Origin of the sequence: Streptomyces sp. NPDC056486 (assembly GCF_042795295.1) — a bacterium.
In the GTDB taxonomy this organism is placed as follows: Bacteria; Actinomycetota; Actinomycetes; order Streptomycetales; family Streptomycetaceae; genus Streptomyces.
The window spans coordinates 26,312-48,968 of the sequence record NZ_JBHTSF010000008.1 but is presented as its reverse complement, the minus strand read 5'-3'; the positions used below and the strand labels follow the sequence as shown (position 1 = coordinate 48,968).

Genomic DNA, 22,657 nt, shown 5'->3' with positions numbered 1-22,657 from the left:
CGTAGGGCGCGGGAGTTCACCGGTCGTGGAGCAGGTCGACGAGGCGCGACAGATCACTCACCGTCGTACGCACTCCGGCGGCGGCGAGGCGTTCGCGGGCCGTGCGGCCCGTCGCGTACCCGATGAAGGCGATGCGCAGGCTCTCGGCGGCGGCCGCCTCCGCCGGTGAGGAACCGACCATGACGCAGCGGTCCGCCGGGGTGCCCAGCTGCTCCAGCGCTCGGCGTGGGCAGTCGGGGTCGGGCATGAGGAGGGTGAGATCCGGGGTGCGGCCGTGGATCCCGGCACCGGGGAGGTAAAGCCCCTTGGCGCCCAGGTAGGCCGTCACGGCGCGCGGCGACGTGTCGGTGACGATGGCCAGGCGGAGGGTCTCAGCGGGCCGGGCCAGGGTGTGCAGGAGGCTCGCGACGTGGGGCGACGGCCTCGCGGTGAGCGCGGCCTGCAGCTCGATCTCCTCCAGGCGCGTGTGCAGCTCCTGGGCGAGCGTGCGGCGCCGGGCGAAGGCACGGAGCACGTCCATGGGGTGGATCCGGTCTGCCGTGCCGCCGACCGGGCGGGGCTCGGACAGGAGGGGAGTGCCGGCCAGGGCGGCCTCGGGATCGCGCCGCTCGGCGATCAGTGAGGTGAGGGCGCTGGCGGCATGGCGGGCGGACTGTGCCGAGTAGAGCTGGGCGAGAGTTCCGTCGAAGCAGAGGATGACGGATTCGATGGCGCCGGGCACCGGGGCGGGGGACGGCTCGGTGGTGACCTCGCAGTACCAGTCGTCGGACTGTGGCACCGCCCGGAACCGCTGTTGCAGGCGGCCCGAGCGGTTGAGACGCTCGTGCAGGTCGCTGGAGACGATCACGACGGCACGCCTGCTCTCGCGCCCGAGCAGATGACGCAGCCCGGAGGGGAACGTGGGCGCCGAGACCGTAGGGTCCGGCTCGTGGGTGAGGGTGACCCCGAGCCCGAGTACGGGGAAGACGTCCAGTGCGGCCGGGAGTTCGTTGACCGTCGCGGTCAAAGCCTGCAGGACGTGAACCTCCGGGGCCACGATCACCTCCCAGCCACGCGGCCTTGCCCGCATCTCGAACCGGTCGGGGCCGATGCCGCCCCGGACGAGGAGGCGGGAGATCTCCCGGCCCAGGTTCTCCCGGACGCTCTCCTGCCGTCCTGCCGGGCGGGCCAGGTACTCGAAGGTGAGGGTGGTCACGGGGGGCGTGGGCTGGTCGTCCGGCAGCTCACGGCTGACGCCGAGGTCGTCGAGCTGGACACTGGGGAGCTCCTCGTGGGGGGCGAGTACCTCGTCCTCGGTGTGAGGGAACTCCTGGAGCAGTTCGTCGAGTTCGGCCTGCTCCTGCTCCTGCTCCTGCTGCTGCTCTTGCTCCTGCTCGGTTGCGCCCAGTTCGCGGTTCAGCTCCAGTCGCGTCTGGAGGAGGGACTGCCGCAGGCGGCTGATCTCGGCGCGGGTGGCGTGGGCCGCCGGGCCGGGGACGCCGTCGAGGGGGGTGCCGCGCCACAGGTCCAGGGCGGTGCGGACCAGGTCCTGGGCGCGGGTGAAGTCTCCTGCGAAACGGGCGTCCCTGGCGTCGTCGTGGAGCCGCTGGAAGCGGAACAGGTCGACGGCGTCGGGGCCCGTCGGGAGGGCCAGCGCATAGGTGCCGTTCCCGGTCACCACAGAGTCGGGGCCGAGCGCGTTGCGCAGCCGGGACGCGTAAGTGCCCAGGAGACGCGCGGCGTCGGCGGGCACGGCACCCGAACCCCACATGCCGTCGATCATGTCGTCGAGGGGTACGTCCCGGCCGCGCCGGAGCAGCAGCATGCAGAGCATGGCCTGCTCCCTGGCGGTTCCGGTGGCGAGCGGGTGGCCGTTGCGGGTGACACGAAGAGGGCCCAGCAGGAAGTACGTGCGCTCGCGCGACGCGGGCGTGGAGAGCTGCGTGAGCTGGTGGAGGCCTTGGCGCTGACGGCTCGCGTCGGGGGAGTCGAGGTCCCGGACGGCCGATCGCAGCGCGCCCGGGACGCCGGCGAACTCAGATGCCAGGTCAAAGACCGACGGGTCTGCTTCCGCGGCAACTTCACTTCCCGCGTACATCTCGCACACGAGGCGGCCGAGCGAGCGGAGGTCGGCCGCCTCGCTCTGCTCGTCGTGGGGGACGAGGGCGAAGCCGCACAGCGCAGGGCCCCCTCGCGGAGGCATCCTCACATAGGCAGGGGAGAGGGCGCCGTGGGCCAGGCCTTCGGCGTGCAGGGCCGTGACCGCGTGGCCGAGAGGCGGGACCAGGTCCATGAGCTGGTCGGCAGGCAGCCCTTCCGGGTGGTCCGCCAGTAGCTCCGCGAGATTGGGGCCCTCGATGAATTCCATGACGATGTACGGGACTTCACCGTTGGCGTACTCCTGTACGGCGGCCACGTGCGCGTGTCGGAACCGTGAGAGCTGCCGAGCGGTCCCCGTGAAGCCGAGACGGAGCCACTGCGGTGCCAGTGGGTAGCGCTGCACCACCACGGGCCTTCCGCCCTGGCGCAGGTCCTCCGCGAGCCACACCTTGCCGCTCTGCCCGATCTGCCGCACCATCCGGTAGCGATCGCCGAGAAGCTCCGTGTTCCTGTTACGCCCCACGCCCAGCTGCCGCGCACTCTCCGGAGTGACCGTCGCGAACGGCTCGCCCACCGGAGTCTCCGGTCCGGTGCCCCCGCCGGAGGCGGCCACCGCCCGCAGCACCCCCGGCGCCGTCCCCGCCCGCTCGTCGATCAGCCCGCCCACTCGGGCGAGCAGCTCCCGCGTACGCCCCCGCGCGGTACGTGGCAACGTGCGCAGGAGCAACTCCCTCACACCGTCACGGAACTCGTAGACCCCGGCGGCCCCGTTCGACCCGCCGGTCATCATCCCGCTCAGGATCACCTCCGCCAGATGCTGCGGGCGCGGACGCTCCTCCACCGCGGCCTGCACGAGCCGCATGACCGGCAACTGAGGCTCGCCCACCGCCAGATGGCCCGCCAGACGGAAGGCCTCGGGGGAGGCCGTGGAGCGGAAACGGAGTACGAGGTCCTCGGGGGTGGGATCCGCGATGTCCGACCTTGCGGCGTCGGCGTCGGCATCGGGGGCCGGTGACGGTGGGCTGCGGTCCAGCCACCCCACCGCCCCCGGGAGCTGCGCCCCGCCCGCGTCCGCCACCAGTGCCGCCCAGTGCGACAGCCACGTCCCGGCGGGTTCGATGACCGGGATCGGCATCGCCCCGGCCGGTGACGGCACATCGACGGCATACGGCGTGAAGGCGAGAGCCGCGGAGGGCGCCCCCGGATGCGGCGATGAGAGGGTTCCCGGGGTCGTGGGCAGAGCCGTGGTGCGCCAGAGGCGTTCCGGGAGTGGCTGAATCACGGCCGTCGGCATCTGGGCCGCCCAGCGGCGCAGCGTGCGGTACCAGCGGGTGCCCGCCTCGCCGTGGCGCCACTGCGGGCCCATGCAGTCGCTGATCACGAGGGTGACCGTGCGGCCGGTGGCGGGTGCGTGGGCGGCCTGCGGCGGGACGGTGCCGTCCGCCTCCGCCCGATGCAGTTCCACCGTGCGGAAGATGCCGGACTGGGCGAGCGCCGTGTGGAGTTCGTGGACCAGGGGGCGCCAGATCGGCATGGTCGGTCCCGCGTCGTACACCAGACACAGGCGCAGCCAGCGTTCGTCGGCGGGGCGCAGGACCGGCAGCCAACCGCGCGGGTGGCCGCCCAGGCGGGCGATGCGGTCGGCCGTGGCCTCCTCGTCGATGACCTGGCCCACCGGGGAAGGGACGCGGCGCTTGAGGGGGCGCAGGGCGCGTTGCAGGGTGAGGGGGTGCGTCACCATCGGGGGGACGGGGACTCGGACCGGGGTGCCGGGAGCCTGGCCGGTCGTGGCCCCCGGATCAGACGCCCTCGATGCGCCTCCCGATCCGGCGGGCGCCGCCGCAGCAGAACCGCCCGCCGGAACAGGCAGTCGCAGCGGCACCCGGTCGTCCGGCGAAGGAGGAGGAACGGGGGTGGCGGGCTCCGGCGGCGACGAGCTCACCGGCGGTGACGGTGTGGACGGCGTCAACGGTACGTCGGTGGAGGCGTCCTGCGATGCAGGTGCGCCACCGTCCATCTGCCCCGCGAGCCACAGCAGTTCGGCCAGCTCGGTCGACGTGGGCCGGGAGCCGTCCGCCGCCTCCGCGAGAAGATCGGCGAGGCGCGCTACGGGCCCCCGGGGCAGCGGCGCGTCAGAGTGCATCGGGGCCCGGATCCGCCGCCTGCGTCAGGTACGGCATCAACTGCCGCGCCAGTTCGTCGCGCGAGCCCGCGTCGACCCCTGCCGCCCCCGTCAGATAGATGGCGTTCAGGAGCTGGTCGGTGGCGAGTTCGCCGCCCGTGCCGCGTTCCAGGAAGCGGGCGATGAGGGTGCGTGCGTAGGCGTCGGGCTCGCCGAGGTGGGCCCTGACGATCTCCTCCAGGTGCTCGTCACGCGGCTGGCGGAGGCGCAGCGTGACGCAGCGGCGCAGGAACGCGGGCGGGAACTCGCGCTCGCCGTTGCTGGTGAGGACGACGAAGGGGAAGGCCCGGCAGCGCACGCGGCCGCGCTCGACCGTCACCGGGTCGTCGGAGCCGTCGGTCAGGAGGCCCGCCCGCGGGGTGTGCTTGGCGATCCGTACCAGCTCGGGGATCTCGTACTGGCCCTCCTCCAGGATGTTCAGGAGGTCGTTGGGCAGGTCGAGGTCGCTCTTGTCGATCTCGTCGATGAGGAGGGCGCGGGGGCGGGCGTAGGGGAGGAGCGCGGTGCCGAGCGGGCCGAGGCGGAGATGGTCCTCGACGCCCGCGCCGTGCCGCGGTGCCCGCGCCCTCGGGGCGCGTCCGGCCGCGTAGAGCCGTGACAGCGGGTCGTACTGGTAGAGGCCGTCGTGCAGGGCGCTGCGGCTTGTGATGTTCCAGCGCAGGACCGGGCCGAGACCCAACTCCCGTGCCACCGCGTACGCGAGGCTCGACTTGCCGCTACCCGGAGGGCCCGTCACCAGGAGCGGGCGCCGCAGGTACAGGGCGGCGTTGACCAGTTGGACGCAGGTCTCCGTCGCCCGGTATGTGTGCGCCCGGTGCACACGGTCGGGGGAGGACGCCGAGCCGTCGTCCGTGGGCGTTTCGAGGACCGGGCCGCCGTCGAAGGCGCGCCAGGGCGGGGGCGGCGGCAGCTGGGTGATCCCGTCGTGGGGCTCGTTCGTGCCGGTGTAGACGGGCCACAGAGACATGATCGGGGTTCTCCGTATTCGTACGGCGGTCAGGATTCGTACGGTGGGTCAGGCGACTGGCGAGTGTCGGTGGGCGGCGGGTGCGTCGGGGAAACAGCGCGGGTCGTCCCAGAGGAGCTGCACGTCCCTCGCCCAGTGCTTCTCCGGCTCGTCCGACGCCTCCGCGCTCTCGCGCAACGTCAGGATGGTGCGCGGGAGTTCGGCGGGCGGATGGCCGTCGACATGGGCCGCGATGCGGTCGAGGAAGTCGGATCCCGTGCAGCCCATGTCGCTCCCGTGGTCGGTGTCCTCGCAGCCCGTGCGCGACCACAGGAGCACCGGCACCGGCGCGGTGAGCGAGACGTCGAAGTGCGTCACGTCGGCGTCGGGCCCGGCGCGCTCGGCGCTCGGCGGCGACGCGAACCCCGCGAGATCCGCGCCGTCGTGCCGCAGCCGGAACCGCAGCTTGTTCGGCTTCTCCTGGGTGCCGCACTCGATGCGGTGCAGGGTGGTCGTGGGGCGGTCGCGGTCGTCCAAGTGCTCCCACTTCCGCGTAAGACGGTGGCGCAGGCCGCCCTTGTGGCGGGACCGGTCCGTCACGACCAGGGGGTACGAGCAGCCGAGCGGCGTCGGGTCGTCGGCGCCGCACTCCCACTGGGCCACCGGCCAGTTGAGCAGCGCGCGAGGCAGTACGAAGGCAAGCAACTCGTCCGTACCGGGGGTGAGATGGGAGAAGGCGTCGTCGACGCGCTCCTGGACGTAACGGCGTACGTGTCCGGCGGCGAGGGTGTGCGAGCCGACGGGGTGGCGCAGGCCCTCGCGGTACGCGGACACCTCGACCAGGAGCTGGTCGTCGCCCGCGCCGCTGTGGTCGATCTCGATGAGGATGGGGGACCAGGCCGGTGAAGCGCCGGGCGTCGGCGGTGCGGGGTCCGGGGGGTCCGGGGCTTCGAGCAGGCCCGAGAGGCGGTCGGCGAGGCGCGTCACCGCGTCGGGATCGTCCACCTCCGAGAGGACGTACCAAGCCGCCGACCACAGTGAGCCGAAACCCCCGCGCGGCACGGGCGGGTCGAACGGGCCCACCGCGTCGCGGTAGAGACGCTCCGGGTCGCGGGCGACGCCGGTGACCGCCGCCCGTTCCACCAGGGCGCGCAGCCGTTCCTTGGCCGCCCGCTGATGGCCGGGGGTGGGGACCAGGTCGCCGAGCGGGGGCCAGTAGCGGGCCATGACGGAGGTGGGCAGCATCCGTCCGTTGCGTACGCCGCTCGATGCGCGGGTGGCGGCCGACACCATGCCCACGACGCGGTTGCTGTCCGCGAGGGTCACCGCCGCGCCGCTGAACCCCGGCGCGAGGGGCTGACCGTGCGCGCTCCACGCCTCGAGTTGGACCCACTCGTCGGCGATCCGCTGGGCGGCGGTGGCGCGGTACTCGGCGATGGTGCCCTCCCGGTAGCCCTTGGGGAACCCGTACACGAGGAGCCGGGGGCGGGGTTCGGCGTAAGCGTCCTCGGGCGCCGCGAACTCGGCGGGCCGCACCGGCACCGCGTGCTCGAGCTCCAGGACGGCGAGGTCACCGAGGTCGTCACTCCGCCCGTCCCAGCCGCCGTGCGCGCCGACGGCGGCGGTCACCTCACCGAGGTCGTCGCGGTGCGGGAAGGAGACGGTGACGGGGGCGTCGCCGCTGCCCCGGACGACGTGCGCACAGGTCAGCACGTGCCGCTCGGACACGAGAAAGCCGGCCCCGGTCTCGCTCCCGCACACGATGCGGGCATGCCACGATGCGCTGCTCATGGGGTGGCAGTGGCCTCCGGCGGGTTGGCGGGCCGGGGCGGCGCGGTCGGCGCGGCGGGGGGCCCGCCCTGCGCTGCGGCGGCTACTTCCGGAGCCACTGTGCCGACTGCTTCCGGGGTGACCGCGGTGGTTGTTCCCGGAGTCACAGTGCCGGCCGCTTCCGGAGCCACCGCGGTGGCTGTTCCGGGAGCCACGGTGACTGCTGCTTCCGGAGCCACCGCGGCGGCTGCGTCCCGCCTCGCCCCTCCCCGTGTCCCGGCGGGCCCGTCCGGTGCCCACACGAGGCGGACCACCAAGTGGCCCTCCGCGGTGCCCTTCACGATCACCGCGCCGGCCTCCGCCGACATCCGCACACCGAACTCGATCTCCACCGAGTCCGGGCGCAAGGTGCCGTCACGGAACACCCGCAGCGCGGACTCCGCGGCCGCGCGTGCCCCGGCGAGCGACTGCTCGAAGGTGTGGACCGCACGGGAGGGGCCGTCGCCGCCGCGGGAGACGAGGTGCGAGCCGTGCGTGTCGTCCACGTCGGCCATGACGACGGGCGTGCCGTCGTCGGTCGCGAACTCCACCAGATCGTCCATCAACGCCCCCGTCGAACCCTCGCCGCACACTTGCCAACCGCATTGTTGCGGAAGGTCCGTGCGGCTGTCATCCAGGTCACAAGCAACGGCACGGGCAACGCGGGCGCACGGGCGAGGCTGACCGATGCGGACGGGTGCGACTGGCGGGAAGGTGCCCTGGCGGCTTCCCGCCAGCACCGGTCAACACCCCTGCAACACAGGCCCCCTGACACTCTTCGCAGCACCCGGGGACCACCCCCGCCCGGGTCCGACGAAGAGAGGGCACCCATGACCCGATCACCCGCCCGGCGAAGAACGAGGCTGCTGCCGGCCGTCGGCCTCGCGTTCGCGCTGCTCCCGGCAGGGCAGAGCGCCACCGCCGCCCCCGTGGACGCACCGCAGGGGCGGGCCACCCCCGCCGCCCGCGCCGCCCACACGGTCACCCTGGTGACCGGCGACAAGGTCACCGTCACGGAGCTCGGCGGCGGCAAGAAGACCGTCACCGTCGACCGGCCCGCCGGGGCCACCGGAGCCGTCCGGAGCGAGATAGCTGGCGACCGCATCACCGTCGTACCGGACGAGGCTCGGCCCTATCTGCGCGCGGGCACCCTCGACGAGCGGCTCTTCGACGTGACGGAGCTGATACGCCAGGGGCTCGGGGACGAGAAGGGCGGCGCGCTTCCGCTCATCGTCACGTACGACGCGTACGAGAAGAGCGCGCGACGTGACGCGGGCCCGGCGACACCGCGTGGAGCCGACAAGGTGCGCGCGCTGCCGAGCGTGGGCGGCGTGGCGGTGAAGGCGGACAGGCCCGGCACGTTCTGGCGGGATGTCGCGCCCAGTTCCCCCAAGACCAAGACCAAGACCAAGTCCAAGCGCAATACGGCCGGTTCAGATGGCGGATTCGCCGACGGCATCGACAAGATCTGGCTCGACGGCCGTGTCGAGGCCGACATGGCGCAGAGCAACGAGCAGATCGGCACCCCCAAGGCCTGGGAGGCCGGGCTCACCGGCAAGGGCGTGAAGGTCGCCGTCCTCGACACGGGTGTCGACATCGGACATCCCGGTCTCAAGGACCGTGTGGACGCCACCAAGAGCTTCATCCCGGGCGAGGAGGTCGCCGACCGCAACGGCCACGGCACCCATGTGACCTCGACGGTCGGAGGCAGCGGCGCCGAGTCCGACGGCAACAAGGAGAAGGGTGTGGCGCCCGGCGCCGCCCTCTCCGTCGGCAAGGTGCTCAGCGACGAGGGCTCGGGCAGCGAATCGCAGATCATCGCCGGAATGGAGTGGGCGGCCAAGGACGTCGGCGCCAAGGTCGTCTCGATGAGTCTGGGTTCGCAGGAGGCGAGTGACGGCACCGACCCGATGGCCGCCGCCGTGAACACCCTCTCCAAGGACACCGGAGCCCTCTTCGTCATCGCCGCGGGCAACACCGGCGCCCCTTCCTCGATCGGCTCTCCCGGCGCCGCCGACTCCGCGCTGACCATCGGCGCGGTCGACTCCGCCGACAAGGCCGCGTACTTCACCAGCCAGGGCCCCCGCCACGGCGACAACGCCCTCAAGCCCGACCTGTCGGCGCCGGGCGTCGACATCCTCGCCGCCCGCTCCCAACTCGTCGACGGTGAGGGCTACTACACCGAGATGAGCGGTACGTCGATGGCGACCCCGCACATCGCGGGCGTCGCCGCCCTCCTCGCCGAGAAGCACCCGGACTGGAGCGGCGCGCGCCTCAAGGACGCGCTGATGTCGACGTCCGAGCAACTGGACGCCTCGGCCTATGAGTTGGGTGCGGGGCGCGTCAGTGTGCCCCATGCCGTCGACGCGCAGATCACCGCGAGCGGGAGCGCCGACCTCGGCTTCTACTCCTGGCCGTACGGGGACAACAAGCCCGTCACGAAGACGGTGACGTACACCAATTCGTCCGACGCGCCTGTGGAGTTGGCTCTCGCCGCCGAAGGTGCGGCACAGGGCGTGGCGACCCTCGCCGACAAGACGCTCACCGTTCCCGCGCACGGCACCGCGTCGACCACGGTGACGGGGGACGGCGCGAAGGCGCCCGTCGGCAACACCAGCGGACGTATCGTCGCCAGCGCCGCCGGGAAGCCGGTCGCACACACCGCGTTCGGCCTGGTCAAGGAGGAGGAGCGGTACACGCTCACCGTCCACGTCAAGGGCCGTGACGGCGCCGCGACAGGCGCCGGTCTGGTGCTCCAGCGGCTCGCAGAGCAGGTCGACCCCGTCCAGGCGGAGGTCGGCGACTCCGGCACTCTTGAGCTGCGCCTGAAGCCAGGAACGTACGCCCTCTCCTCGTTCCTCGACGTACGCGGCGGCAAGGGCAAGGACTCCCTCGGCCTCGGCTTCCTCGCCGCGCCCGAGATCGTCCTCGACCAAGACCGTGAAGTTACCCTGGACGGGCGGAAGTTGCGCGAGATCGGCGTGGACGTCGGCAAGCGGACCGAGACCCGCCAGCTCCTGATGGAGTACGACCGGAAGGCGAACGGCGCCGATCTGATGGGCGCGGTGCAGGTGCCGGTCAAGTACGACAGCATCTTCGCGGCGCCCACCGCCGAGGTCGCCGACGGAAGCTTCGAGTACCGCACCGTCTGGCGCCTCGGGAAGCCCACCCTGGACGTCAAGGGCCTCGGCCAGGTGGTCGCGCAGCCCGGCGGCACGGTGACCGACGGCCGGAGCAAGCTGCGGATCGTGGATGTGGGCGGCGGTACGGCAGCCGAGTACGCGGGCAAGGACGTGAAGGGCAAGGCCGTCGTCGTGCGGCGCTCCTCAGGCTCGGATGTGACGCCTGCTCAGATCGCGCAGACGGCCCAGGACGCGGGCGTGAAGGCGCTGTACGTGACGGACGATGTGCCGGGGCGGCTCAACGCGTGGTTCGGTACGGACGACAACGCGGACCGGCCGTTGCAGATCGGCACGGTCGACGCGGCGGACGGAGCGCGGCTGCTCGCGGCGGCGAAGGCGGGCCGGACCGTGGAGACGACGGCGACATCCCGCACCCCCTATGTCTACGACGTGTCGGAGGGCCACAAGGGAGCTGTGCCCCGGGATCTGACGTACGAGCCCTCGAAGCGCGACCTTGCCGTCCTGGACACGAAGTTCCATGCGGTGAAGCCGGTGGCGGGCGGAGAGTTCCGCTACTCCCTCACGGACACCTTCGCCGTCGGGATCGGCTTCCAGGAGAAGATCGACTATCCGGTCGAGCGGACGGACTACGCGTCCACGGGCGCAGGGCAGCTGTGGCACGAGTCGGTGTCGGTCGGGCCCGGCGCCCTGGAGGAGCGCAGCGGTCTGGTGAGCTACCGGGGCGGCAAGCACGGCGAGCTGAACTGGTTCAAGCCCGTGTGGCACCCGTGGCTGGGCACTGGTCTCGGCTGGGGGCAGCAGCGGTACGGGAACACGCTGGAATTCAATGTGCCCGGGTGGGGTGATTCCGGTCCCGATCACACGGGATTCGGTGATGTGTGGAACGACGACTCGATGACGCAGACCAGCGAGGTGTACGCGGACGGGGAGCTGGTCGACCGGCGCAAGAGTTCGGGCGTGTACGTGTGGGACGCGAATCCGGCGCTGACGACGTACAAGGTCGTGACGGACACGACGCTGGATCCCGAGAAGTGGCGGCTTTCCACGAAGGGCCACTCGGAGTGGACCTTCAAGTCGAAGGAGACGCCGGGTGACCGGAAGGCTTTCCTGCCCCTGCTGAACCTCGGCTTCGACGTGGACACGGATCTCGCGGGGAATGTCCGGGGCAGGCGTTCCGTGGACGTCGGGATCTTCTCCGAGTACGTGAAGGGAGCTGTGGACACCGGCGCCATCGGAGGCGGAAAGCTGGAGGTCTCCTATGACGAGGGGAAGAGCTGGAAGGGCGTCGACCTGGACCGGGACGGCAGCAAGGCCGCGTGGGACGGCAAGCTGAAGGTGTCTGGTTCCGCCGAGTTCATTTCGCTGCGGGCTTCGGCCAAGGACGACCGGGGCGGCTCCGTCACGCAGGAGATCGTGCGGGCGGTGGGGGTGAAGTAGGGACGGCCCTGCGGGGCGTCCCTACTCCGGGCAACGTGACCAGCAGCCCCGCCAAGCTCCCGACTCGGGGGTGCGGCGGGGCTGTCTTGAACGCTGCTCTACTCGACTTGTCAGACGGCCCCGAACTCTCCAGCTTTGACGCTCGCCACGAAGGAAGCGAACGATCCGGCGGGGAAGCCCAGAATCGGACCGGACGGATTCTTGGAGTCACGGACGGGGACCACGCCGCAGGAAGCGACGAGGTTTCCGGCGACCGCTATGCAGTCGCCGCCGTTGCTGCTGTACGAGGACGTGAACCACTGCGGGTCTTCGGTCGTCACGGGGCGCCCTTTCGAAGCTGTTCGACCATGGCCACGGAAGCCGCCTGGGGCATCGCTTCGGCCTGTAGCTGATGGTAGGCCGTCAGCATGGGCAGAACGAGCCCGGTATTCCGGTCTAGGTGACCCCGCACTGCGGACTCTGCGTACGCGACCATTGAACGGTCGGCGAGAGTGGAGTTCATGAAGGCGCGAGCTCAACGTCTCTCGCCCGTCGTGCACTCCGACTACGTGAGCGGCAGCGTGGCCGGCCGTGACAAGTCGTCCACCACCATCACGGAGGGCGAATTCATGGGAGAGCAGTTCAGTCCCCAGCGGTTCGCCGTGGGGCTTCGGCTCCGTGACTGCGTTCACGTCATGGCGGAGTAGGGCGAGGGGGCACGGCCCGTGTGGTTATACGGTCTCACTGACCACTCATGGGCGTGCGTGATGTTCCGCGACGGCGAACCAGCGCAGGTGTGGCAATCCGGCGCCCGCCAACTATGGGATGAAGCCGAATCGGCTTACCGGTGGTGGGTGGACAAAGGAAAACCCGGATACGACCGCTTCGGGCTCACCGTTACGGCGGAAGGGCAAAGCGTGTGGGTGGACGACCCGGCTGATTCCTGGACGGTCTGAGACCACGACCATACGGCCCCGTCCGTGTGCTGCCTCTGTGGCACATGGGCGGGGCTCTCTCAGCTTGAGTTTTAACCTCACGTGAGCCACTACTGAGCTTGAATGGGTATTCTCGGGGGCAAAGTGAGCGTGGTGGTACCCCGACCCGCTCCGTGTATGGCTGGCCCTTCAGGATGACGGCGTGACCGAGAGTGAAGCGGATCTGCTGGCGTTGCTGCGCGAGCTCGATGATCCGGAGTGGCTGGAATGGCCGCAGCGTTACAACCGCATTGAGACCGCAGCCCTGTTCGGGGGGCTGGTGACCCGGCTCGAAGATGACTTCGCAGCTCGCTGCGCGGCTGAGCGTGACACTCAAGACTCCAGCGAATACGGACGCATCGTCGTCCCTGGGGATGCGACCGTATGCGGAACCCGGATCGTCGTCTCTGTCAGCAAGTTCGGCTCACTGGCTCTGGTCTGCGCGGACAACCCCGGCGCCTTCCTCGGGACGGGGGACGCCCAGGATGAGGGCGAGCTGGATGACGCTGACCTTGCCAAGGTCAATCGAGCATTGGTCGAGCTCGGATATGTAGTGGTTGCTGAGGAACTCCTGGAACTCAACTACGACGGGCCGAGCCAGCTACCCTGGCACGTTGAGAGGCCTAGCTGGTGGCATCGCTTTTTCGGCACGTTCTGACGATCAAGCCGACAGGGGCAGACTGGTGCCCACCAGACAGTTGTTGATTGCCTCCGGCCGATACACCAGCATCAAGGTCAGAGCCTGTCTTTGAACCTCTGATCAGATCACCCGGCCGACCGTCCAGCCCAACGCAGCTAACCCTCGATCATCTGGGACCGTCCAAGCTGCTTGAAGTGTCACGGAGGCGGCGGGCACAACGTCGTGATGAATGTTCTGATGTCGCGCTATCGCCGATGTGGCTGATCGCGGGCGGGTTCTGATCACGGCAGGTCGAACCAGGACTGCGGACGAAGGGGTGGCGCACTGTCATCGGCCGTGACGACTCCGGCGGCAGCGGCATCGAAACCAGCAGGCCAGACCGTTGTGGCGTCGCCGACAGCCCCTGCGAGGCTGACGCGAGAGGCTTCGGTGCCGGTCAGGTCGGCGCCGCGCAGGTCAGCCTGATCGAGTCGAGTGCCGTTAAGGATCGCACCGGTCAAGTCGGCACCGGTCAAGTCTGTTGCCCTCAGGTCGGCGCCTTGAAGCCGGGTGTGCCACAAAATCGCGGACCGCAGGTCGGCCTGGTGCAGTCGGGCGCCACCCAGGAAGGCCCCAGCCAGCCAGGTGCCGGTGAGATCCGCACCTCGCAGGTCTGCGCTCTCCAGATTCGCACCCGAGAGGTCGCTGTAGTGCAGATCGGCATCTGCGAGGTCAGCGAAGGCCAGCTTCGCACCTCGCAGATCAGTTCGGTCCAGTTCCAGCACGTGTCGGTACCGTGCCCTCGTCCGACGGCCGAGGACTGTCATGGCCGCCTGACGATCAGCGAAGCGGGCGGGCAGAGGGTCTTCACGGCCGGGAAGAGAGGCCAGTTCACGCTTGTGAGCCGCGTCCCGCGGCTCCGGCCGCGCAGCGATCGGATCGGCCGGTCCGCTGCGCTTGACGAAGGCGCACAACACCTCCGCAATGGTCACGCGGTCATATTGCGAGTCGTCGGAAATGCGTTCCAGGGCGAAGATCGCGCCTAGCCGTACTTCTGGGCTGGGGCTGCCGAGTTGGTCCACAGCTGCAGTGAAGCGCTGGGTGATCTGGCTTTGGCTGCTGACCTGCAACTGCCGCCAGGCGAAGAACGCACCAATCAGCAAGGCAAGACCGGCCAGGCCCTGCAGCAACGTGGCTCGGATGTCATTGATCGCCTTCGCCCGGTCTGAAACAGGTATGGCCGGGGCGTCCCACCTCAGCAGATAACGGGGGGCCACCACGGTGACGAAGACGACCAGGAGCAGGCTGCCGCACACCACAACCACGCTGACAGCCCACGACCGGACGGTGAGACGCGTACCTTGGCGTTCCTGCTGGCGCTTGGGGTGGCCGGGCAGGGCGCGCCGCTGTCTCGTGGGCCTGGCCATCCCCTCACCGCCTCCACGTCGACCGCTGGCGATGCACGCAGGATACGCCGCGGCATGCTGCCTCAAACGGGTGCGCCAACAGACCGCATCGGTCCCCATCCGCTGGCACCCGCGAGGATTAGAGACGGGTTCTCACGCCGATGTGCCGTCCGGCGTTTGAGGACGAACTCGGCGGAGCCGGTGATGGCAGTGCGCAAGGCTCCGGGGCCTGCTCACTCCCTGCACGCAGACGTAATGCAGGCGTTACGCCCCTGAAGGTGCGGTGTCACAGTGATCGTTGAGGCTGATGGGGCCGATTGGCCCGCGTTTCAGGGCTAGTTGGCGGCTCAACGAAATCCATATCTGCATCAAAATCAGAATCCAAGCGGTCCTCCCCCCCACAATCCGAACAGGATGGGACCCCATAGATGTCTCTTTCACCGCCCGCCGGGCGTGTTCGCGCGCGCCCCAAAAGTCATTCACCCCTGCCCACGCCCGCGCCTGCTCGCGCCCCCGGAGGCCACGTCCTGGCCGTCGGCGCACCGGGCCCCAGCCGTGAACTGCTCACCCGGACCCTGAGGCTCACCGGGTACGAGGTCACCCACGCCGTCCCCGGCGACGTACACCGCCAGGTCAGGCAGGCGCCACCGGACGTGATCGTGGCCCTCGACGACGGCCCTGACGGGCAGCGCCAAGGTCTGGACGTCATACGCGAGGTCCGCGCCGATCCCGCCGGGCAGGCGCTCCCGCTGCTCATGGTCACCGCCGCCCGGACCCACGCCCCCGCCACCGTCGCCGATCTGCTGAGCCACGGCGCCGACGACTGCCTGCCGGAGGCATCCGATCCGCGCGAGCTCTCGGCGCGGATAGCGGCCAAGCTGCACCGCGTCCCGGTCCCGGTGGAGAACCTGCTGCGCGATCCGCGTACCGGCCTCTACTCGGGGCCGCACTTCATGGACGAACTCGACCGCGAGCTCAGCAGGCCGTCCGCCGCCCGGCGCGGCGGTGTACTCGCCGTGGTCGGGGTCGCCGAGATGGCGGCCCTGGAGACACGCCTCGGGCCGCGTGTACGGCGGGAGGTCGCCGAGCGGCTCGCCGGTGTGGCGGAACGACTCGGGGGTGTCTGCGACCGGCTCGGCTGGGACGAGGACGGGCAGCTCCTCGTGCTCATGCCCGGTGTCGACGAGGAGACGGCAACGCGGAGCCTGCGCGAGTTCGCCGTGTCCGTGGCCGGGACGCGCTTCGTCGTCGCCGACGAGAACGTCCGGCTCACCCCGGCCGTCGGCTGGACACCGCTCGCCGAGTACGCCGATCACACCCGGGCTGCCGAGCACGCGCGGGACGCCGTCTCCGAGGCCGTACGCCACCGGGACCTGCGCCCGGTGCGCTACGAACCGTGGATGCGGACGAGCGCCCCGCACCCCCACCGCCGGGCCCGCGCCGGACTCAGGTTGCTGCTCACCTGGGCCACCCGGCTGCTGTCCCCGGTGCTTCCGCTGGTGCTCGGCGTGGGCGTGCCGTTCGTGCTCTACCAGCAGGCGTACGAACTGGGCTGGGACGCCGCCGGGTTCGCGTACTGGGTGGTGGTGGCCGGGCTCGTGCTCTCCGCCCTGCTCATCATGCTGGAGTGCCTGTTCTCCCTCGACGCGACGTCCAGGCCCGAACGCCCTGGCCAGCCCTATCCGTCCGCCAGCGCCGTCATCGCCGCGTACCTGCCGAACGAGGCCGCGACCATCGTCGACACCGTCGAGTCGTTCCTGCGCCTCGACTACCCCGGCGACCTGGAGATCGTCCTCGCGTACAACACCCCGCACCCGCTGCCCGTCGAGGAGACCCTGCGCGAGATGGCGGCCCGCGATCCGCGCCTCGTGCTGCTCGCGGTGGCCGGGAGCACCTCCAAGGCGCAGAACATCAACGCGGCGGTGACGCGGGTGCACGGCGAGTTCGTCGGCATCTTCGACGCCGACCACCACCCCGCCCCGAACGCCTTCCGGCACGCGTGGGACTGGCTGTCCAACGGCTACGACGTCGTCCAGGGCCACTGCGTGGTCCGTAACGGCGACAGCTCCTGGGTCGCGAGGACGGTCGGCGTCGAGTTCGAGACGATCTACGCGGTCAGCCATCCAGGACGGACCAGGATGTACGGCTTCGGGGTCTTCGGCGGGTCGAACGGCTTCTGGCGTACGGATCTGCTCGCAAGGACCCGGATGCACGGCTCGATGCTGACCGAGGACATCGACTCCACGATGCGCGCCCTGAACGAAGGCGCGCGCATCGCCATGGACCGGACGCTGATCTCGCGCGAACTCGCGCCCACGATGCTGCGCCCGCTGTGGAACCAGCGCTCGCGCTGGGCACAGGGCTGGCTCCAGGTCTCGCTGCGGCACCTGTGGGGCGCGCTGCGTTCGCCGGTGTACTCGCGGCGCCAGAAGGCGGGCCTGTTCGCGCTGCTCGGCTGGCGTGAGGTCCAGCCGTGGCTGACGCTCCAGATCCTGCCGATCCTGGTGCACGCGGCGTGGCGCGCGGGCGGCGCCGACCGTCTCGACTGGGCGGTGCCCGTCTGCCTGATGGCGGCGGCGTTCACCATGTCGGCCGGGGTGGTGCAGGCGGCCTTCGCGTGGCGGCTCGCGGTGCCCGAACTGCGCCGCCGCAAGGCGTGGTTCTGGCACTACCTGTTCGTGTCGACGTTCTTCTACACCCACTTCAAGAACATGGTGGCGCGCCAGGCGCATCTGAAGGAGGCGCTCGGCGACCGGCAGTGGCGGGTGACGCCGCGCGCGGCTGTCGCCGTACCCGAGACCGTGGCGGTCGCGGAGACGGCGGTGCGTACATGAGCGCGCTGACGGCGGTGCGGCCCACCGAGGTGACTGGGGCGGCTCCCGTCGAGCCGCCCGCGTCCCGCGGGCGCGCCCTCGAACTCCAGGGGTATCGCGGCCTCGCCGCCCTGAGCACGATCCTCTTCCACGTGTGGCAGGAGTACTACACGTACGACGCGGCCGGTTCGCACCCGCCGATCGAAAGTCCCTGGGTCGGCGCGCTGATCTCGCTTGAGGTGATCGACCTCTTCTTCGTGATGTCCGCGTACCTGCTCACGCTGTCGTACGCGCGCGCCGCCATCGACGGAGGCTCGATCCGCACGGGGAAGACCTTTCTCTTCCGGCGGGCGATCCGCATTCTGCCGCTGTACTTCCTGGCGGTGCTCGTCGTCTGGGCCGGCCGCAATCCGACGCTGCCGGGCGACTGGCGCGACCTGGTCGGGCACCTCACGTTCACGCACATCTTCGACCAGGAGCGGATCTTCTACACCCTGGGGCCCACCTGGTCGCTGTCCCTGGAGGTCGCCTTCTACCTGGCGCTCGTCGCACTCGGACCGCTCGCGGTACGGGTCTGCCGGAGACTTGAGACGCGGCGGGCGCGGGTCGCCGTATGCCTGACGGGGTGTGCGGCGCTCTTCGCGCTGCCGCTGGTCTGGATCTCCGTCGCGCACTACGTCGTCGGGGTGCCGCACACCAACTGGCCGGTGTACTTCGGCCCGCAGGCCCGCTTCGGGGGCTTCGCCGCAGGCATGGCGCTCGCGGTGCTGCTCGTGGCGCTCGGCGAGCGGGGCAGGATGAGCGCGCGGGCGACGGTGCCGCTCTCGGTGGCGGCGCTCGCGGGGCTCTACGCCCTGTCGTACCTCTCCGAGGCGGAGAACTTCGCCCACACCTTCTACCACCCGATCGCGGCCCTGCTCTGGTGCGCGCTGCTCTACGCGACACTGCATGTCCGCCCGCGTGAACAGGTGCGCTGGCACGGCCTGTTGAGGGCACGCTGGGTGACGGCGGTCGGGCTGATCAGCTACAGCGTCTACATCTGGCACGAGCCGGTCATGCTGCAGCTCATCAAGTCCGGTCTCGTGCCGACCGGCCAGGCGGGATTTCCGGTCGCCGCGCTGATCGTCTTCGCGGTCGCGCTTGCGGTCGGGGCGGCGAGCTACTGGCTCGTGGAGTATCCGGCGGGCCTGCTCGGCAAGGCGAAGGACGCCAGCGGCGCGGCGCGGGACTTCTATCCGGACCCGACGCGCTGACCTGGTCTTCCCTGGTCTTCCCTGGCTTTCTCTGATCTGCACTCTGATCTGTACCGACGCGGCGACGCCGCCTCCCCGTGGGACGGGGGAGGCGGCGTCGCTGCGAGAACTGCCGGGTGACGTCAGATCAGCCAGCCGAGGAAGTGGGCGATACCGGCGACGACGTCAGTGATGATGTTCATGGTGGTGCTTCTCCTTGTGGGACGTGCTCAGGATCTTGCAACTCCCGGCCCTCGTATGGGACATGGACCGGATACGCGGCAACTACGGTCTGCAGCCCGTTGCTTGCGTTCCGTAATCATCGTCAATCACATGCGTCACATGCAATCCCTGACGCAACGATCACCTGTTCCAGGGAACAACTGCTCCCCTGTTCGTATTTTCGAGATGCGGCGGGTGCGGTGGGGCGCGACGATGGGCGTATGGATGACGGGCGTATGAAGGCCGCCGAGACGTTCCCCGTGCGCCGCGTGTATGACCCGCCCGGCGAGGCGGACGGCGTGCGCGTCCTGGTCGACAGGCTCTGGCCGCGAGGCGTCTCCAAGGAGCGGGCGGCCGTCGACGAATGGCTCAAGGAGGTCACGCCCTCCAGCGGGCTGCGTACCTGGTTCCACCAGCACCGTGACCAGTGCGAGGAGTTCGAGCGCCGCTACCGCGCCGAGCTGGCGGGCCCGGAGCAGCGCGAAGGCATCGAACACCTGCGGGAACTGGCGGCCGCCGGAACGGTCACGTTGGTCACCGCGGTGAAGGACGTGGAGCACGGCCATCTGCCGGTGCTGCGGGGCGCGTTGATGGACAGGCCGGCCTGAGGGAGTCTCCCCCTTGCCGTCAGCCCGCCCGCGTGAAGGACCGGTGCGCCTCGATGAAGTGGCGTTCGCCCGCGGCGGCCTGGCCTGCGGGTGCGGAGACCCACAGGTCGTACATCTTGCCGCCCTCGTCCCAGCTCAGGTCGAAGGTGCGGCGCGGCCCGCCGTCGCCGGAGCCGCCGTCCCAGGTGAACTCCCAGACCGCGGCGGGGTGGCCGTTGTGCGTGGTCCGGCGGACCGATCCGTCGCGGTAGCCGGGGTAGTCCGACGGGCCGTCCTTGTGCGCCTGCCGCATCACCGCTTCGGGGCCATCGGGGTCCAGCGGCTGGGGGTGGACGCCGATGCGGAAGCGGTTGTCCGCCGAGTTGTAGAAGACGCGGGGCGGTTCGGACGAGCGGACGAAGCCGGTGGGAGTCGCCATCTTGAAGCCTGTCGGGTCGGAGACCGTGCGGTAGCCCGTGGGGGCCGGATCGTCGGCGGACCCGCCGCCCGGCTTGCCGGGGGCCTTCGTCCCGGCCGGGGTCTCCTTGCCGGTGCCTTCGGGGGACGGCTTGGGGGCGGCGGGGCTCTTCTTGCCCGGGCTCTTCGGCTTGTCGGCGATCTTGGACGGCTTCGTGGACGGTTCCTTGGTCTTGCGCTTCTCGCGGACCTCGTTCGCGGGGCCGCCGCTTCCCGTCGCCTGCGACTTCGTACCGGAGTCGTCGTCCCGCGTCATCAGCCAGGCGCCGGTGCCGCCCGCCGCGAGGGCGACGACCAGGGCGCCGGCCAGGAGGGCCGTGCGGATCCGGGGGCGTGCGGCCGGTGCGGGGGCCGAGCCGAGGACGATCGCGTCGTCGGGCGTGGGCGGCTGTGCGGGCCTGGGGGCCACCGGGGTGCGGGGCACGGTGGGCATCCGCTCCTCCATCAGGAAGCCGCGCAGGGCCTGTTCGGCCTCGTCCGCGCCGAGCCGCCGCTCGGGATCCCGCTCAAGAAGGCCGCGTACGACGGGAGTCAGCGGGCCTGCCGAATCCGGGATCCTGATCTCGTCCATGACGACGGCGTGCAGGACCCCCGCCACCGAGTCGCGGTGGAACGGGGACTCGCCCTCGACGGCGGCGCAGAGCAGCACCCCGAGCGACCACAGATCGGACTCCGGACCCGTGCGCTTCCCCGACATGCGCTCCGGGGCGGTGTACTCGGGGGAGCCGACGAACGCGCCCGTCTCCGTGAGTGTCGTCTGGCCGTCGACCTGCGCGATCCCGAAGTCGGAGAGCACCACGCGCTCCGTACCCGCCTCCAGGAGGACGTTCGCGGGCTTGAGGTCACGGTGAAGAACCCCGGCCGTGTGTGCGGCGCGCAGTGCGGCGAGCAGGGCGAGGCCGATCCGGGCCGCCTCGGCCGGCGGGACAGGCCCCTCCAGGGCCATCCGGTCGGCGAGCGAGCGGCCGTCGATCAGCTCCATCACGAGCCAGGGCTGCCCGTCGTGCTGGACGACGTCGTGCAGGACCAGGATGCCGGGGTGCTTCACCTGCGCGACCGTGCGCGCCTCGCGCAGCGTGCGTTCGCGCCTGCCCGCGGCGTCGGCGGCCGACTGCCCCGCGTCGACGTGCAGCTCCTTCACCGCGACGGCCCGGCCCAGTAGGTCGTCCTGTGCGCGCCAGACCGTGCCCATGCCGCCGCGCCCGAGCGGCGTCGTGATGCGGTAGCGCCCCGCTATGTGATCCCCGTGACTTGCCATGGCCGCATCATACGAACTCACGTTGCAAATGGCGCAGTTGGGCCGATTGGTGACCGTGGTGCGTAAGTGGCGTGACCGAGCGGTGAATGGAAGTGAAGGCGAGTGAGGGGAAGTGAACGGCGCACATGCTGGCGGCAAGCGCCTCCACGCGCCGGATACGTGGCGTGCCTGATCGCCTACCGTGGGTGACTTCAGCGTGGATCGCGTCGGGAGCGGTCCGCACGGTGGAGGGGATCTCAACATGATGCGACGACGCATGGCCGTGACCCTGGGGGCGCTCACGGCCGCCGCGACCCTGACGATCGCGGTGCCGGGATCGGCGTACGCGGCGGAAGGTGTCCTGATCGTCAACGGCAACGAGTACGGCGACCCGAGCGGCTGCTACCCCGTCGACTGGTACCCGTCCTCGGTGGCCAACCACACCGACGCCATCGCAGAGGTCCACTCGGGCCCCGACTGCAGTGGCCCGGTCGAGTGGCTCGTCTTCCCGGGCGAGACGTACTACACGGAGACGGCTCAGAGCGTCTTCATCCTCTGAGTCACCCGCCGTTCCGGGAGCCGCTCCGCGGGCCGTCCCGTAACGGATGCGGCACCGGCGCCTCGCTCCCCCGGGGCGCCGCGTGCGCAGAGCCGTGCGCCGGAGAGCGGCGCGGCGTCTTCATCGTGGTCTTACGCGGCGGCCGATAGGGAGGCCCCATGTCAACTCCCCGGCTCCTGCCTGTCTCCGGCCCCGAGGGCCCCATCCGCGCCGTCGCCCCCGCCCCGGTGACGCGCCCCAAGGCGGTGCTCTTCGACTTCTCCGGGACGCTGTTCCAGATCGAGCCGTACGAGGACCGCATCCGCGCCGCTCTGCCCGACCCGGTGGACGAGCCCACGATGGACGCCATCCTCACCTCCCTGGAGGCGGGCCTCTCGGACCCTGTCGTCGTGGAGGCCCAGCGCGCACGCGACGTCTCGTCCAAGGCCCACCGCCACGCTTTCACCACCTGGTACGCCTCCGCTCCGGTGCTCGCTCCCTTCGCCGACGTTCTCTACGACCAACTCCGCTCGCCGCAGCACTGGTTGCCGTACGCGGACACCGAGCGGACGCTGGCCGAACTCGACGCGCGCGGCATCGCGCTCGGGGTGGTCAGCGACGTCGGCTGGGATCTGCGGCCGACGTTCGCCCGCCGCGGCCTCGACCGCTGGTTCGGCAGCTGGGTCCACTCGTACGAACACAACACGGAGAAGCCCGACCCGCGGCTCTTCGGCCACGCGTGCGCGGAGCTGGGCGTGGCCCCCGCGGACACCCTGATGGTCGGCGACCACCCCGCCAAGGACGGCGGGGCCGCGGGCGCGGGTCTGCGGTCCTATGTGCTGCCGGGTGGCGCGGCGCCGGGGGCGGTGCGGGGGTTGCGGGCCGTACTCCGTCTCGTCGACGGGCCTCACTGATCACGGCGCCGCACTGCCGTCGGTGAGGACGACGGGGAGCAGGAGGAGCAGGAGGGGCAGGAG

The 22,657-nt window shown here is 70.7% G+C and carries 16 protein-coding genes and 1 pseudogene; 9 read left to right on the top strand and 8 right to left on the bottom strand.

All coding sequences use genetic code 11. The features are described from left to right. Positions 1–16 precede the first annotated feature (16 nt). From ACFQ7F_RS06200 to ACFQ7F_RS06185, 4 genes are read right to left on the bottom strand one after another with little or no spacing between them, the layout of a single operon-like run. Positions 17–4,222 (bottom strand): SAV_2336 N-terminal domain-related protein, encoded by a 4,206-nt coding sequence (locus ACFQ7F_RS06200; protein WP_383266847.1) that lies wholly within the window; start codon positions 4,220–4,222, stop codon positions 17–19. Next, entirely contained in the window at positions 4,212–5,228 is a 1,017-nt protein-coding gene (locus ACFQ7F_RS06195; protein WP_383266844.1) for an AAA family ATPase, read from the bottom strand. Before ACFQ7F_RS06195 ends, ACFQ7F_RS06200 begins: the two co-directional genes overlap by 11 nt. A 48-nt stretch (positions 5,229–5,276) precedes the next feature. Next, complete coding sequence (locus ACFQ7F_RS06190) at positions 5,277–6,998, bottom strand: trypsin-like peptidase domain-containing protein (RefSeq protein WP_383266841.1); 1,722 nt, start codon at positions 6,996–6,998, stop codon at positions 5,277–5,279. Next, positions 6,995–7,579: a CU044_2847 family protein gene (locus tag ACFQ7F_RS06185; protein WP_383266838.1), complete on the bottom strand. Its 585-nt coding sequence runs from the start codon at positions 7,577–7,579 to the stop codon at positions 6,995–6,997. Before ACFQ7F_RS06185 ends, ACFQ7F_RS06190 begins: the two co-directional genes overlap by 4 nt. 267 nt (positions 7,580–7,846) lie before the next feature. On the opposite strand from ACFQ7F_RS06185, the gene ACFQ7F_RS06180 reads away from it, so the two are divergent. Further along, positions 7,847–11,596 carry a S8 family serine peptidase gene (locus tag ACFQ7F_RS06180; RefSeq protein WP_383266835.1) on the top strand — a complete coding sequence of 1,250 codons (3,750 nt, stop codon included), beginning with the start codon at positions 7,847–7,849 and terminating at the stop codon, positions 11,594–11,596. A 110-nt stretch (positions 11,597–11,706) separates the two neighbouring features. Here the strand turns inward: ACFQ7F_RS06180 and ACFQ7F_RS06175 are convergent, their stop codons facing one another. Both ACFQ7F_RS06175 and ACFQ7F_RS06170 read right to left on the bottom strand, forming a co-directional pair. Beyond that, positions 11,707–11,916, bottom strand: coding sequence for a DUF397 domain-containing protein (locus ACFQ7F_RS06175; RefSeq protein WP_383266831.1), 210 nt, complete (start codon positions 11,914–11,916; stop codon positions 11,707–11,709). After that, positions 11,913–12,089, bottom strand: a pseudogene (locus ACFQ7F_RS06170) (DNA-binding protein); the annotation flags it as partial. The pseudogene ACFQ7F_RS06170 and the gene ACFQ7F_RS06175, both read right to left, overlap by 4 nt. 7 nt (positions 12,090–12,096) lie before the next feature. Between ACFQ7F_RS06170 and ACFQ7F_RS06165 the strand changes: the two are divergent. The 3 genes from ACFQ7F_RS06165 to ACFQ7F_RS06155 all read left to right on the top strand — a co-directional run bounded on the left by ACFQ7F_RS06165 (position 12,097) and on the right by ACFQ7F_RS06155 (position 13,207). Further along, the gene (locus ACFQ7F_RS06165) at positions 12,097–12,282 is read left to right on the top strand and encodes a hypothetical protein (protein ID WP_383266828.1); all 186 of its coding nucleotides are present in this window, start codon (positions 12,097–12,099) and stop codon (positions 12,280–12,282) included. A 57-nt stretch (positions 12,283–12,339) separates the two neighbouring features. Beyond that, positions 12,340–12,531: a hypothetical protein gene (locus ACFQ7F_RS06160; protein ID WP_383266825.1), complete on the top strand. Its 192-nt coding sequence runs from the start codon at positions 12,340–12,342 to the stop codon at positions 12,529–12,531. Between the two features lie 181 nt (positions 12,532–12,712). After that, positions 12,713–13,207: a hypothetical protein gene (locus ACFQ7F_RS06155; RefSeq protein ID WP_383266822.1), complete on the top strand. Its 495-nt coding sequence runs from the start codon at positions 12,713–12,715 to the stop codon at positions 13,205–13,207. Positions 13,208–13,470: 263 nt separating this feature from the next. Here the strand turns inward: ACFQ7F_RS06155 and ACFQ7F_RS06150 are convergent, their stop codons facing one another. Continuing rightward, positions 13,471–14,595 (bottom strand): pentapeptide repeat-containing protein, encoded by a 1,125-nt coding sequence (locus tag ACFQ7F_RS06150; protein WP_383266819.1) that lies wholly within the window; start codon positions 14,593–14,595, stop codon positions 13,471–13,473. Positions 14,596–15,002: 407 nt separating this feature from the next. On the opposite strand from ACFQ7F_RS06150, the gene ACFQ7F_RS06145 reads away from it, so the two are divergent. From ACFQ7F_RS06145 to ACFQ7F_RS06135, 3 genes are all read left to right on the top strand, one after another. Continuing rightward, entirely contained in the window at positions 15,003–17,408 is a 2,406-nt protein-coding gene (locus ACFQ7F_RS06145) for a glycosyltransferase (RefSeq protein WP_383266817.1), read from the top strand. Continuing rightward, positions 17,405–18,640 carry an acyltransferase family protein gene (locus tag ACFQ7F_RS06140; protein WP_383266814.1) on the top strand — a complete coding sequence of 412 codons (1,236 nt, stop codon included), beginning with the start codon at positions 17,405–17,407 and terminating at the stop codon, positions 18,638–18,640. Before ACFQ7F_RS06145 ends, ACFQ7F_RS06140 begins: the two co-directional genes overlap by 4 nt. A gap of 437 nt (positions 18,641–19,077) precedes the next feature. After that, a complete protein-coding gene (locus ACFQ7F_RS06135) occupies positions 19,078–19,449 on the top strand; it encodes a DUF488 domain-containing protein (RefSeq protein WP_383266994.1) in 372 nt (123 codons plus the stop codon). Positions 19,450–19,468: 19 nt separating this feature from the next. Here ACFQ7F_RS06135 and ACFQ7F_RS06130 read toward each other — a convergent pair whose 3' ends face one another. After that, on the bottom strand, positions 19,469–21,163 hold the full coding sequence (locus tag ACFQ7F_RS06130) for a protein kinase (RefSeq protein ID WP_383266811.1): 1,695 nt from the start codon (positions 21,161–21,163) through the stop codon (positions 19,469–19,471). A gap of 241 nt (positions 21,164–21,404) precedes the next feature. Between ACFQ7F_RS06130 and ACFQ7F_RS06125 the strand changes: the two genes are divergently transcribed. Continuing rightward, positions 21,405–21,701, top strand: a complete 297-nt coding sequence (locus ACFQ7F_RS06125) for a hypothetical protein (protein WP_383266808.1) — start codon at positions 21,405–21,407, stop codon at positions 21,699–21,701. 158 nt (positions 21,702–21,859) lie between these two features. Further along, on the top strand, positions 21,860–22,594 hold the full coding sequence (locus ACFQ7F_RS06120; protein ID WP_383266805.1) for an HAD family hydrolase: 735 nt from the start codon (positions 21,860–21,862) through the stop codon (positions 22,592–22,594). The last annotated feature ends 63 nt before the right edge of the window (positions 22,595–22,657 follow it).